The following is a 12,611-nucleotide window of genomic DNA, read 5'->3' on the forward strand; positions in this document are numbered from 1 at the left end:
GTTGCAATGAATCTTCCTGCCGTATTCGTCCGCGCCAGCGTCGCTGCCGTCGGTCTCTTCGCTGCCGTCGCCAGTCACGCCGCCACCCACTATCCACTGACGTTGCCCAACTGCGGCGCGCCCTTGACCGTCCAGGCCGCGCCGCAGCGTGCCGTCAGCCTGGGCCAGGCCAGCACCGAGATTCTCCTGTCGCTGGGCCTGGCGCCACGCATGGTGGGCACCGGGGTCTGGTTCGGGCCGTTGCCCGAGCCTCTGCGCGCGGCCAATGCCCAGGTGCCACGCCTGGCCGACAATGCCCCCAGCTTCGAGGCAGTGGCTACTACCGCGCCTGACATCGTGGTGGCGCAGTACACCTACCACGTCGGACCCAACGGCGAAGTCGCCAAGCCCGAGCAACTGGCCAGCCTTGGCATCCCTTCCTATGTGTCGCCCAGTGACTGCGACGGCAAGGAAGTCACCGCCACCTCCAATGCCGACGGCAGCCGCAGCCAGGTGTTTTCCATGGCACTGGTGGACAAGGAAATCCGCGAGCTGGCGAGCATCTTCGATGTCGAGGCGGCCGGGGAGCGCCTGACTGACCAGTTGCACGCACGCATCCAGAAAGCCAGCGAGCGCGCCGGCAGCGCCGGGCACGCACCGCTGTCGGTGGTGTACTGGTTTTCCAGCACGCGCCTGGAAGGCGACCCCTGGGTGGCCGGCAAGAGCGGCGCGCCCGGCTATATCAACCGTCTGCTGGGCCTGCGCAACATCGTCGACAGTGACGAGGAATGGCCTGGGGTGAGCTGGGAAAGCATCGCTGCGAACAATCCCGATGTCATTGTCGTCGCGCGCATGCAGCGGCGTCTGTACCCGGCCGACGATGTCGAGAAAAAGCTGGCGTTCCTGCGCAGCGACCCGGTGACCCGTGAGCTGGATGCCGTGCGCAATGGCCGCATCATCGTGGTCGATGCGCAGTCGTTGAACCCTTCCATGGATGTCGTGCGCGCGGTGGAAGACATTGCTGCCGGCCTCGAGCGTACACGGGCCACACCTTGATCCAGCGCCTGGCGCGTGAAGATGGCTGGGTCTGGCGCCTCCTGTTGGCGCTGCTCGCCCTGGCGACGTTGAGCGTGTCGATCGCCCTGGCGGTGTCGGTGGGGGAAATGGGCATTGCCCTGGCCACGGTCGGCAAGGCGCTGCTCAATGGCGTGGGGCTGGCCGACTACCCGGTGCCGAGAATCATCCAGGGCATCATTTGGGAATACCGCCTGAGTCGCGCGCTGGTTGCCGCCTGTTGTGGCGCCGGCCTGGCGATCTGCGGCGCGGTGTTGCAGGCGCTGCTGCGCAACGTGCTGGCCGAACCCTACGTGCTGGGCATCTCCGCAGGCGCCTCGACGGGCGCGGTGGTGGTGATGCTGCTTGGGCTGGGCGGCGGCGTGATCGGCATTTCCATGGGCGCGTTTCTCGGTGCGGCCCTGGCGTTCGGCCTGGTGCTGCTGCTGGCTGCCGGCACTCGCAGCGGCCCGGCGCAGGTGATCCTTGCCGGTGTCGCCGGATCGCAACTGTTCAATGCGCTGACGGCCTATATCGTCTCGACCTCGGCCAATGCCGAGCAGGCACGCAGTGTGATGTTCTGGCTGCTCGGCAGCCTGGGCGGGGTGCGTTGGCCCGACGTAGGCCTGGCCGCGGTGGTGGTCGGGGCGGGCCTGGTGCTGTGCCTGTACTTCGCGCGGGCGCTGGATGCCTTCGTGTTCGGCGAAGACGCTGCCGCCACCCTTGGCGTGCCTGTGGTCGCGGTGCGGCTGGTGTTGTTCGCGACCACCGCGCTGATCACTGCGACCATGGTCAGCATCGTCGGCGCAGTGGGTTTCGTCGGTTTGGTGGTGCCCCACATTGCGCGCTTTCTGGTGGGGCCCAGCCACGTCCGGCTGTTGCTCGCCTCGGTGCTGATCGGCGCCAACTTCATGGTGCTGGCCGATATCGTCGCGCGCATCATCGTGCCCGGCCAGGTGTTGCCCATCGGGGTGGTCACGGCCCTGGTCGGCGCCCCGGCGTTTGCCTTGATCCTCTACCGCGCGAGGCGTCGAGCATGAGCCTGCAATTGCACCAGGTCAGCTGGAAAGCGGGTGGGCTGCTGATTCTCGACGACGTCAGCCTGGCCATCACGCCCGGCAGCATGGTCGGCCTGATCGGCCCCAATGGCTCGGGCAAGTCGTCGCTGCTGCGCCTGCTGGCCGGGCTCGGGCGTCCCAGCCAGGGGCAGGTCACACTCGACGATCAGCCCATGGCGGACGTATCGCGGCGAGCGGTCGCACGCCAGGTGGCGATGGTGGAACAACACGCCAGCACCGAGGTGGACATTCGCGTACAGGAGGTGGTGCGCCTGGGGCGCACGCCGCACCGCTCGCCGTTCGCACCGTGGCTGCGCGAAGACGACCTGGCGATTGCCCAGGCCCTGGCCCAGGTCAACCTGAGCGGCCATGCACAGCGGCGCTGGCACACCTTGTCCGGCGGCGAGCGGCAACGGGTGCAGATCGCTCGCGCCCTGGCCCAGCAGCCTAGCGAACTGCTGCTCGACGAGCCCACCAACCACCTCGACATCCAGCACCAGCTGGAATTGCTGCAACTGATTCAGAACCTGCCGTTGACCTGCGTGATGGCGATTCATGATCTGAACCTGGCGGCGATGTTCTGCGACGTGCTGGTCGTGCTCAAGGGCGGCCGTCTGGTTGCCAGTGGTGCGCCGGCGCTGGTCTTGACCGAGCGGCTGATCGCCGAGGTCTATGGTGTTCATGCCGAGGTTAGCCTGGCCGGCGGCCGCCCCCATGTACGCTATCGGGTCTGAGCCGTATCACTGACACGTCCCGTGCCCTGTGGTAGCCTTGCGCGTTCGAGGTTCTCTGCCCAGCAGAGCTAAGACGGGAACGCGGTCCAAGCCGCGGCTGCCCCCGCAACTGTAAGCGATGAAGGCTGCGCCAAGGCCACTGCGAACGCTCGCGGGAAGGCGCCGCAGCCTGGGCCAGAATGGCCGGCATCGCGAGCCAGGAGACCTGCCTCGACTGTTCTTTCCTATTCAACCGGGCGGGGTGATCCGGTGACGAATGCTGGCGCCTGCCGTTGCGGCGCTCGTCTCGTGCCCTGCCGCGCAATCAGGGCGACCCGATGAAAACGCTGTCCAAACTACCCGTCACCATCGTCACCGGCTTTCTCGGCTCGGGCAAGACCACCTTGCTGCGCCATATGCTCGACAACGCGCAGGGCCGGCGCATCGCCGTGATCGTCAACGAATTCGGCGAGCTGGGCATCGACGGCGAGATCCTCAAGCAGTGCACCATCGGCTGTACCGAAGAAGAAGCCAATGGCCGGGTCTACGAGCTGGCCAACGGCTGCCTGTGCTGCACCGTGCAGGAAGAGTTCTTCCCGGTCATGCGCGAGCTGGTGGCACGGCGCGCCGACCTCGATCACATCCTCATCGAAACCAGCGGCCTGGCCTTGCCCAAGCCGCTGGTCCAGGCCTTCCAATGGCCGGAAATCCGCAGCGCCTGCACGGTCGATGCGGTCATCACCGTGGTCGACAGCCCGGCCGTGGCGGCGGGTACCTTCGCAGCCTTCCCCGAGCAGGTCGATGCCCAGCGCAAGCTCGATCCCAACCTGGACCATGAATCGCCGCTGCACGAGCTGTTCGCCGACCAGTTGGCCAGCGCCGACCTGGTCATTCTGAACAAGGCCGACCTGATCGACGCAGACGCCCTGGCTGCGGTGCGCGCCGAGGTCGCCGAGGAACTGCCGGCGGCAGTGAAGGTGGTCGAGGCCAGCAGTGGCCGTTTGCCGCTGGCGGTACTGCTGGGCCTGGGCGCAGAGTCCGAGCAACACATCGACGGCCGCAAGACCCACCACGACCACCATGAAGGCGACGACCACGATCACGACGCCTTCGATTCGATCTCCATCGAGCTGCCGCAGGCCGAAGAAGCCAAGCTGCTGCAGGCGCTCAACGCTGCCGTGGTCCAACACGGCATCCTGCGCGTCAAGGGCTTCGCGGCCATTCCAGGCAAGCCGATGCGCCTGCTGATCCAGGGCGTGGGCACGCGTTTCGACAAGCACTTCGATCGTGCCTGGGGCGCAGACGAAGCGCGCAGCACGCGCCTGGTGCTGATCGGTCAGGAACTGGATGCAGCATCGCTGCAAGCGCAACTGCGCGCCGCGCTGGAAGCCTGACCTATGCACCTGCTGAGGACCCAACCCGGCGGCTTCGTGCCGGACGACAGCATCGCCGACCTCGGCCAGACGCCCGCCGAACTGGTCATCCTCTGCAGCGGCGATTCGCACCTGGCCTTGCTGGCCGAGGCCAGCGAGCGTCTGCCGGCCGACTACCCGAGCCTGCGCCTGGCCAACCCCATGCAGGTGCAGAATCATTCTTCGGTCGACCTCTATGTCGACCAGGTGCTGCGCCACGCCAAGGTCATTCTGATTTCCCTGCACGGCGGCATCGGCTACTGGCGCTACGGCGTCGAGCAGTTGATGCAGCTGGCCGAGCGGGGCGTGCAGGTCATCCTGGTGCCAGGCTGCGATCGCCCCGATCCCGAACTGGCCGAGCGCTGTACGGTGCCTGCCGAACAAGCCGACCGCCTGTGGCAGTACCTGCGCCAGGGCGGCATGGAAAACGCACGCAACCTGTTCGGCTACCTCGGCAATACCTGGTTCGGACGCACCGAACCGTGCGAAGCGCCTCAGACGCTGCCGCGCACGGTCATCTACCATCCGACGCAACCGACCGCCGACCTGGCCTACTGGCAGACGCAGTGGCAAGCTCAATGGCCTGTGGTGCCGTTGCTGTTCTATCGCTCGCACCTGCAGGCGGCCAACACCGGTTTCGTCGACACCTTCTGTGCCAGGCTGCAGGCGGCCGGGCTCAATCCGTTGCCGATCGCCGTGGCCAGCCTCAAGGAAGCTGCATGCCTGGCGCAGGTGCAGGACTGGATGGACGAGGCGGGCGCCGCGATCATTCTCAACACCACCGGCTTTGCCCAGTCCAGCCCGGAAGCACCGCACCTGCGGCCGTTTCGCCGTGACATTCCGGTGATCCAGGCCATCTGCGCGCAAGACAACCAGGCATTGTGGCAGGCGAGCGAGCAGGGTCTGGGCGCGCGCGACCTGGCCATGCACATTGCCTTGCCGGAGCTGGACGGGCGCATCATCAGCCGGGCCATCAGCTTCAAGGACCTGGCCTGGCACAACGAGCGCAGCCAGAGCGATGTGGTGTGCTACACGGCGCATGTCGAGCGCATGGATTTCGTCGCCGAACTGGCGCGCAAATGGGCCGCTTTGGCGCGCCTGCCCAATGTCGACAAGCGTGTCGCCCTGGTGCTGGCGAACTATCCGACCCGCGATGGCCGAATCGGCAACGGCGTAGGCCTCGACACTCCGGCTGCGGCGCTGAACATCCTGCGCGCGATGCAGCAGCAGGGCTATCCGGTGGCCGATCTACCCGACAGCGGTACGGCGCTGATTCACCTGCTGCTCGGCGGCGTGACCAACGATCTGGAGCAACTGGACCTGCGCCCCTGTGCCCAGAGCATGGCGCTGGACGACTACCTCGCCGCCTTCGCCTTGCTGCCGGCGGCCAATCAAGCCGCCGTGCGCGAGCGCTGGGGCGAGCCAGGTGCCGACCCCATGTGCCGTAACGGCCGCATGATGATCGCCGGTCTGCGCATGGGCCTGACCTTCGTCGGCATCCAGCCGGCGCGCGGTTACCAGGTGGACGTCAGCGCGGTCTACCACGACCCTGATCTGGTGCCGCCCCATGGTTACCTGGCGTTCTATTTCTGGCTGCGCCACACCTACGGCGCCGATGCACTGATCCACGTGGGCAAGCACGGCAACCTGGAATGGCTGCCGGGCAAGGGCGTCGGGCTGTCCGAGCAGTGCTGGCCCGATGCGGTACTGGGGCCAATGCCGAATATCTACCCGTTCATCGTCAACGATCCGGGCGAGGGCGCCCAGGCCAAGCGGCGCACCCAGGCGGTGATCATCGACCACCTGATGCCGCCGCTGACCCGCGCCGAGACCTACGGGCCGCTGCGCGATCTGGAACTGTTGGCCGACGAGTACTACGACGCGCAGATGCTCGATCCGCGCCGCGCCCAGGCCCTGGAACAGGACATTCTGGCGCTGGTGCGCGAAACCCGCATCGATCACGAGCTGCAGATGGCCGAGGGTGCCGAAGCGGCGGTGTGGCTGCCGCGCCTGGACACCTATCTGTGCGACCTCAAAGAGTCGCAGATACGCGATGGGCTGCACGTGTTCGGCGAGTCGCCCCAGGGTCGCCTGCGTGCCGATACCCTGCTGGCACTGCTGCGCATTCCTCGGGGCGACGGCCGCGACGCCCAGGCCAGTATGCTGCGAGCATTGGCCAAGGCTTTCGAACTGGGTTTCGATCCGCTCGACTGCGACCTCGGCGCACCCTGGGACGGACCACGGCCGACGGCCCTGGCCGCGATCAGCGAGGAGCCCTGGCGCAGTGCCGGCGACAGCCGCGAACGGCTCGAACTGTATGCCGCCCAGCTGATCGAGCAGGCCTTGAACGGTCCGCTGGAACTGGGCGAAGGCTGGAGCGACGTGCAACTCATCCTGGGCCACCTGTGCGACACCGTGGCACCGCGTCTCGATGCCTGCGGACCGGCCGAAATGCACGGCCTGCTCAGCGCATTGTCGGGCCGTTTCGTGCCCGCCGGGCCGAGCGGGGCACCCAGCCGCGGGCGCCTCGACGTGTTGCCCACCGGGCGCAACTTCTTTTCCGTGGACGTGCGCAACCTGCCGACCACCACTGCCTGGCGCATCGGCTTCGCCTCCGCCAACCTGATTCTCGAGCGGCACCTGCAGGACCATGGCGATCACCTGCGCCAGCTGGGCCTGTCGGTCTGGGGCACGGCGACCATGCGTACCGGCGGCGACGACATCGCCCAGGCCATGGCGCTGATGGGTGTGCGCCCGGTGTGGGCCACCGGCAGCCAGCGGGTGGACGATTTCGAGATTCTGCCATTGAGCCTGCTCGATCGCCCGCGGGTGGACGTGACCTTGCGGGTGTCCGGGTTCTTTCGTGATGCCTTCGCCAACCTGTTGCGCCTGTTCGATGCGGCCGTGCAGGCCGTGGCGGCGCTCGACGAGCCCGACGATCTCAACCCGCTGGCAGCCAAGGTCCGTGCCGAACAGGCGCAACTGCTGGCCGAGGGCGTGCCTGCCGAGCAGGCCGCCCGCGAGGCGGGCTGGCGTATCTTCGGCGCCAAGCCCGGTGCCTATGGCGCCGGGGTGCAAGGGGCCATAGACGGCCGCCTGTGGCAGACCCGCGAAGACCTGGCCGAGGCCTACCTGAACTGGGGCGCCTATGCCTATGGTGCGGACGACGAGGGGACCGCCGCACGCGCACCTTTCGCCCGGCGCCTGGGGCAGGTCCAGGCCGTGCTGCAGAACCAGGACAACCGCGAGCACGACCTGCTCGATTCCAACGATTACTACCAGTTCCAGGGCGGCATGCTGGCCGCTGCGGAAACCCTGGGCGGGCAGAAGACCGCCAGTTACCACGGCGACCACAGCCAGCCAGACGTGCCGCGCGTGCGTACCCTGAAAGAAGAGCTCAACCGCGTGGTGCGCGCCCGCGCGGCCAATCCGAAGTGGATCGAAGGGGTCAAGCGGCACGGCTACAAGGGCGCCTTCGAACTGGCCGCGACGGTCGACAACCTGTTTGCCTTCGATGCGACCACGCACCTGATCGACGATCACCAGTACGCGTTGCTCACCGACGCCTACCTGCTGGATCCTTCCACCCGCAGTTTTCTGCAGGAGCACAATCCGGCGGCGCTGCGCGACATGGCCGAACGTCTGCTCGAGGCTCAGCAGCGAGGCCTGTGGGCTGAACCGGGCGACTACCGACAAGCCGTGGAAGACCTGCTGCTGGATACCGAAGAAGATGCCTGAAGAGATCCCTGCAATGACCGACACTCTGCACTTTCCCCTGGCCGCCGTGGTCGCCGCCGATTCGCTGAAACTGGCGTTGTGTCTGGCCGCTATCGATCCGCGCATCGGTGGCGTGTTGATCGAAGGGCCACGGGGCATGGCCAAGAGCACCCTGGCGCGCGGGCTGGCCGATCTGCTCGCCGGTGGCCAGTTGGTGACCTTGCCGCTGGGTGCCAGCGAGGACCGCCTGGTCGGCACGCTCGACCTGGAAGCGGCGCTGGGCGAAGGGCGGGCACGCTTCTCGCCAGGCGTGCTGGCCAAGGCCGACGGTGGCGTGCTCTACGTGGATGAGGTGAACCTGCTCGCCGATCACCTGGTCGACCTGTTGCTCGACGTCGCTGCCAGCGGCGTCAACCGCATCGAGCGCGATGGCATCTCCCACGCCCATCCGGCGCGCTTCGTGCTCATCGGTACCATGAACCCCGAGGAAGGCGAGTTGCGTCCGCAGCTGCTCGACCGCTTTGGCTTCAACGTTGCCCTGGATGGCCAGCCCGCGCCGGCCGAACGCAGCCAGATCATTCGCCGCCGTCTGGCATTCGACAGCGACCCCCAGGCGTTCTGCGCGCAGTGGGCTGCCGCGCAGGCGGCGCTGCGGCTGCGTTGCCAACAGGCGCGGGAGCGTCTCGAGTCGATTCCGCTGAGCGACCAGGCGCTTGAATCGATCACCACCCGTTGCTTCGCCGAAGGCGTGGACGGCCTGCGCGCCGACCTGGTCTGGCTGCGCGCGGCGCGCGCCCATGCGGCCTGGCGCGGCGGCGACGCTATCCTCGACGAAGACGTCGACGCGGTTGCCGAGTTCGCCCTGCGCCATCGCCGCCAGGCTAGCCGGCCGCCAGAGTCCAGCGCAACACCGCCACCGCCGCCCGCTCCCAGCACCGCGCAACCCTCCGGCCCCGGTCAAGGCCAGTGGGGCGACATGCCGGCGCAGGCCGTTCCGGTGGGCGAACGGCGCACGGTGCCGAGCTGGCCAAAAAAGCCCTGAGCATCCGTCCGCGCCCGGCGGATGCTCGGCCCGGCAAGGGCAACCTCGAACAAGGGCGGCAAGGCGCGGCGCGCGCGGCATCGGCCGGCAAGGTCGACTGGCCGGCTACCCTGCTGCAGGGGCGGCCGCGCCAACGTGACGACCTGCGTTGGCAACAGCGTCGCAGTGCCGCCCAGCAGCTATGGCTGATAGTGGTGGACGCGTCGGCTTCGACCCGCCGACATGGCGCCCTGGCCGAGGCCAAGGGCGTGCTGGCCCAGGTCTTCGACGATGCCTACCGGCAACGCGCCCGGCTGGCGTTGCTCACCGCCAGCGGCACCGGGCCGGCCTGGCAATGCCACGGTTTGAAGGCTTCGGCGGCGTTGCAGCCCTGGCTGGCCGAGCTGGGCGCAGGCGGCGGCACGCCACTGCTGGCAGCACTGGACCAAGCTCGCGAATGGCTGCAACAGCGCGCACGCCAGCACCCCCAGGAAGCACAACGCTGCCTGGTGTTCACCGACGGGCGTCTGAAGTCACTGGAAGGCGCGGTGCCAATGGCCTGCCCGGCATTGCTGGTGGACATGGAGAAGGGCCCGATTCGGCTGGGTCGCGCCCGCGCTCTGGCCGCGGCGCTGAACGCCGGGTATCAGCATCTGGACGACTTGCCGCGCCGGTAGCCTCAGGCCGCCCGTGGATTGCAGAGCGCCTTGCTCCACACCGGATTGTCGCAACGCGGGCAGGGCAGCGCCTGCTGGTGAACCAGGGTTTCCAGGTGGCCGCAATACTCGCAGGCATACAGGTCCTCGCGATCGGCCGTGGTCAGCGACTCCCGATGCTCGGGCGGGAGGATCGACAACCCAGGCTTTACATCCTCGCGTTCGTGGAAGTACAGGCTGACGTCACCATTCACCTCGAGGATACCCAGCCGCACCTGGCCCAGGTGCTCGACGCCGCGAAGGCGCAGTTCCATCAGGAACTCGGCGTGGGTGATGTTGCCGCTCTGCAGCGCCTTGAGCTCGAACACACCGTCGCGAATGATCAGAAACGGCTTGCCCTCCAACCATTCGCCGAAGCGGCCGCTGCGCTCGGTCAAAAAGGTGGTGAGGCGATACAAGATGATCATCGCCAGGAACACCACCAGCACGGGCAATACGGGTACGTCCTCATAGAAGGTCACATCGCCAGCCGCCGAGCCCAGCGTCAGGATCACCACCAGCTCGAACAGCGACAGCTGGCGCACCCCGCGCCGTCCGGCGATTTTCAGAAACAGGAAGACCACCACATAGGCCATGAGCGTACGCGCGACCACCTCGCCCAGAAATCCCGTGTTGACATCACCCAGCAGCACACGGTGCCAATCGAACGCGTTCATGCTCATCCTTGCCGATACTGAAAAGCGGCGATTGTACACCGGCGTCGCGCTCGCTCCGCGAGACGTATCGCTGACGCGCCAATGTCGCGCGACGACGATCAATGACCAGCCCGAAGGGGTTAAACGTCAATTTTCCGTTACCGTTTTGGCACAACTTGCAAGCCGCTGTTTTTGATGTATTTTCCCGATCACGTCCCAGCAAGGAAAGGCCATGCCTGTGAATTCGAACGCCTACCCCTGCGAGCCTTGCGGACTGTTGGGCGATAGTCAGCCCATGCGCGACTTGTACAAGCTCATCAACAAGTTCTCGACCACCGATTCCCCGGTCTTGATCCGGGGTGAAGCGGGTACCGGCAAGCAGTTGATCGCCCGCGCACTGCACCAGCAGTCTGCGCGCCGACTGCAGCCCTTCATCGTCTTCGACTGCCAGGCTCGTGCCCACCGCCCGGGCCAGACGCCACTCTTCGCGCCTGGCTGTGGCGAGACCAATGTGCACCCGTTGTCCGGCAGCGTGCTGCAGGCCGCCCATCGCGGTACCTTGCTGCTCGAGCAGGTACATGGCTTGCCGCTGGACATCCAGGAGCAACTGCTGCGGTTTCTGCAGCGCAAGGGCTCAGGCGAGGTGGACGTGCGCGTGGTGGCCACCAGCGACAGCGACCTGGCAGGCGCCATGCGCAAGGGGCAGCTGCGTGAAGATCTCTACTACCGGCTCAACGTGCTGGAGATCGTAGCGGTACCGTTGCGCGAACGCTATGGCGACCTGGCCATGCTGGCCAATCATTTCGCCCAACGCTACAGCCGCGAGAACGGTCGGCGCCATCGCCCGTTCAGCCAGGAGGCACTGATCGCCATGGGCGAGCATGACTGGCCGGGCAATGTCCGTGAGTTGTCCACCCGGGTTCGCCAGGCCCAGGCACTGGCCCACGGCAACCAGATCGAAGCCGGGGACCTGGGGCTGGGCACCGAGACCCTGGTCGCCGCGCCTTTGGGGACGCTGCAGGATTACAAGCACCGCGCCGAGCGTCAGGCGCTGGGCGACGTGCTGCTGCGCCATGGCGGCAACCTGAGCACGGCGGCCAGGGTGCTTGGCGTGTCACGCCCGACGCTGTATCGCCTGCTGCACAAACACCACATGCGCTGACGCACGTTAGGGTTGATCCAGAACATGCCGAATGCTCGCCAGCACCTGTGTTTCACGCGCTCGCCAATCTCCGCTGATGACGGTGCAGGGCAGCGCGTGGGCCAGCAGCCAGGCCCGGCTTTGGGCAAAGAAGGCCTGGCGCTGGGACAGCTCGGGTTGACAGCGCTGGCCATCGGCAGTCCATTCCACGCCCTCTGGCGAGAGCAGCAAGTGCGCGTCGTAGTGCCGTTGCAGCAGCGCCGTTTCCAGCCACGCCGGGCAGTTGCCGAACAAGGTCTCACTCCAGAGCATATTGCTCAGCAAGTGGGTGTCGAGCACCAGCAACGCCGGTTGCGCGCGGCGGGCGGCATCTTCCCAGGCCAATTGGCCGCGGGCGATGGCGTCGATGTCGGCGTAGCAGGTGTCACGCTGTTCGCGGTCGATGAAGTGGCGCACGTATTCGCCCACCACCACCGCACCCAGTTGCACGCGCATGCGTTCGGCCAGCCAGCTCTTGCCCGACGATTCGGGCCCGCACAGCACCACGACCTTCATGCGGCCACCGCCACGCTTTTGCGCCACTGGTGCCAGCCGTGAATCGCCAGCAGCAGGAACAGTGCGTACAACCCTGCCGTCAGGTACAGCGCCTGATGCACGAACAAGCCGACGAAAATCGCATCGAGGACGATCCACAGCGGCCAGCACTGCTCGCGCTTGGTGGCCATCCACCACTGTGCGACCAGGCTGAAGCCGGTCAGCAGGGCGTCCAGCCACGGCTGGCTGGCGTCGCTCCAGGTGGCCATCGCCGCTCCCAGCGCAAGCCCTGCGACCAGGCCGATGAGCAAACCGCCGAGCAGCGGCGCTGGTGCCAGGCGCGTGACCGGTCGACCATTGGCCATCGCCGCACCACGGGTCCAGTGCCACCACCCGTACACCTGCACGCCTGCGTACACCACCTGCAACAGCATGTTGGAGTACAGCTTGTAGTCATAAAACACATACGAATAGATCAGTACCATGACCAGGCCGATCGGCCAGCACAGCCAATTCTGCTTGACGGTCAACCACACCGCGATCACGCCCAGCGTGGCGGCGAACAATTCCAAAGGCGACATGGACAATCCCTGGCAGGTGCATGCAATGCATCGAAGGCCGGGATTGTAACC

General features: G+C 66.8%; 12 protein-coding genes and 1 riboswitch. Of the genes, 9 read left to right on the forward strand and 3 right to left on the reverse strand.

Translation table 11 applies throughout. The features are described 5' to 3' along the window. Positions 1–6 precede the first annotated feature (6 nt). From IFT44_RS02045 to IFT44_RS02075, 7 genes are all read left to right on the forward strand, one after another. Positions 7–1,035: an ABC transporter substrate-binding protein gene (locus tag IFT44_RS02045; protein WP_192175320.1), complete on the forward strand. Its 1,029-nt coding sequence runs from the start codon at positions 7–9 to the stop codon at positions 1,033–1,035. Next, positions 1,032–2,072, forward strand: a complete 1,041-nt coding sequence (locus tag IFT44_RS02050) for a FecCD family ABC transporter permease (protein WP_122478133.1) — start codon at positions 1,032–1,034, stop codon at positions 2,070–2,072. Before IFT44_RS02045 ends, IFT44_RS02050 begins: the two co-directional genes overlap by 4 nt. Further along, positions 2,069–2,824, forward strand: coding sequence for an ABC transporter ATP-binding protein (locus IFT44_RS02055; protein WP_122478131.1), 756 nt, complete (start codon positions 2,069–2,071; stop codon positions 2,822–2,824). Before IFT44_RS02050 ends, IFT44_RS02055 begins: the two co-directional genes overlap by 4 nt. Before the next feature lie 31 nt (positions 2,825–2,855). Continuing rightward, positions 2,856–3,051: riboswitch (cobalamin riboswitch) on the forward strand. A gap of 90 nt (positions 3,052–3,141) precedes the next feature. Then, positions 3,142–4,197, forward strand: a complete 1,056-nt coding sequence (cobW, locus tag IFT44_RS02060) for a cobalamin biosynthesis protein CobW (protein WP_192175321.1) — start codon at positions 3,142–3,144, stop codon at positions 4,195–4,197. Between the two features lie 3 nt (positions 4,198–4,200). Next, positions 4,201–7,953: a cobaltochelatase subunit CobN gene (gene cobN / locus IFT44_RS02065; RefSeq protein ID WP_192175322.1), complete on the forward strand. Its 3,753-nt coding sequence runs from the start codon at positions 4,201–4,203 to the stop codon at positions 7,951–7,953. 13 nt (positions 7,954–7,966) lie between these two features. Next, positions 7,967–8,974 (forward strand): ATP-binding protein, encoded by a 1,008-nt coding sequence (locus tag IFT44_RS02070; protein WP_192056076.1) that lies wholly within the window; start codon positions 7,967–7,969, stop codon positions 8,972–8,974. Next, positions 8,899–9,630 (forward strand): VWA domain-containing protein, encoded by a 732-nt coding sequence (locus tag IFT44_RS02075; RefSeq protein WP_192175323.1) that lies wholly within the window; start codon positions 8,899–8,901, stop codon positions 9,628–9,630. The genes IFT44_RS02070 and IFT44_RS02075 overlap by 76 nt, the downstream gene beginning before the upstream one ends. A gap of 2 nt (positions 9,631–9,632) precedes the next feature. On the opposite strand, the gene IFT44_RS02080 is transcribed toward IFT44_RS02075, so the two are convergent. Beyond that, positions 9,633–10,325: a DUF421 domain-containing protein gene (locus IFT44_RS02080; RefSeq protein ID WP_122478126.1), complete on the reverse strand. Its 693-nt coding sequence runs from the start codon at positions 10,323–10,325 to the stop codon at positions 9,633–9,635. Here IFT44_RS02080 and IFT44_RS02085 point away from each other — a divergent pair. Next, positions 10,324–10,500 (forward strand): hypothetical protein, encoded by a 177-nt coding sequence (locus IFT44_RS02085; protein ID WP_192175324.1) that lies wholly within the window; start codon positions 10,324–10,326, stop codon positions 10,498–10,500. The genes IFT44_RS02080 and IFT44_RS02085 overlap by 2 nt on opposite strands. A gap of 36 nt (positions 10,501–10,536) precedes the next feature. Continuing rightward, a complete protein-coding gene (locus IFT44_RS02090; RefSeq protein WP_192056073.1) occupies positions 10,537–11,466 on the forward strand; it encodes a sigma 54-interacting transcriptional regulator in 930 nt (309 codons plus the stop codon). A 6-nt stretch (positions 11,467–11,472) separates the two neighbouring features. On the opposite strand, the gene IFT44_RS02095 is transcribed toward IFT44_RS02090, so the two are convergent. Then, positions 11,473–12,000 carry an AAA family ATPase gene (locus tag IFT44_RS02095; RefSeq protein ID WP_192056071.1) on the reverse strand — a complete coding sequence of 176 codons (528 nt, stop codon included), beginning with the start codon at positions 11,998–12,000 and terminating at the stop codon, positions 11,473–11,475. Next, positions 11,997–12,560, reverse strand: coding sequence for a nicotinamide riboside transporter PnuC (gene pnuC / locus IFT44_RS02100; protein WP_192175325.1), 564 nt, complete (start codon positions 12,558–12,560; stop codon positions 11,997–11,999). Before pnuC ends, IFT44_RS02095 begins: the two co-directional genes overlap by 4 nt. Between the last annotated feature and the right edge of the window lie 51 nt (positions 12,561–12,611).

The sequence above is a fragment of the Pseudomonas sp. CFBP 13710 genome (assembly GCF_014842235.1).
Taxonomy (GTDB): Bacteria; Pseudomonadota; Gammaproteobacteria; order Pseudomonadales; family Pseudomonadaceae; genus Aquipseudomonas; species Aquipseudomonas baltica.

Coding starts and splice junctions, on each gene's coding strand:
- IFT44_RS02080 (WP_122478126.1), bottom strand. CDS start 10,325: ATGAACGCGTTCGATTGGCACCGTGTGCTGCTGGGTGATGTCAACACG.
- IFT44_RS02085 (WP_192175324.1), top strand. CDS start 10,324: ATGCTCATCCTTGCCGATACTGAAAAGCGGCGATTGTACACCGGCGTC.
- IFT44_RS02045 (WP_192175320.1), top strand. CDS start 7: ATGAATCTTCCTGCCGTATTCGTCCGCGCCAGCGTCGCTGCCGTCGGT.
- IFT44_RS02095 (WP_192056071.1), bottom strand. CDS start 12,000: ATGAAGGTCGTGGTGCTGTGCGGGCCCGAATCGTCGGGCAAGAGCTGG.
- IFT44_RS02090 (WP_192056073.1), top strand. CDS start 10,537: ATGCCTGTGAATTCGAACGCCTACCCCTGCGAGCCTTGCGGACTGTTG.
- cobN (WP_192175322.1), top strand. CDS start 4,201: ATGCACCTGCTGAGGACCCAACCCGGCGGCTTCGTGCCGGACGACAGC.
- pnuC (WP_192175325.1), bottom strand. CDS start 12,560: ATGTCGCCTTTGGAATTGTTCGCCGCCACGCTGGGCGTGATCGCGGTG.
- cobW (WP_192175321.1), top strand. CDS start 3,142: ATGAAAACGCTGTCCAAACTACCCGTCACCATCGTCACCGGCTTTCTC.
- IFT44_RS02055 (WP_122478131.1), top strand. CDS start 2,069: ATGAGCCTGCAATTGCACCAGGTCAGCTGGAAAGCGGGTGGGCTGCTG.
- IFT44_RS02070 (WP_192056076.1), top strand. CDS start 7,967: ATGACCGACACTCTGCACTTTCCCCTGGCCGCCGTGGTCGCCGCCGAT.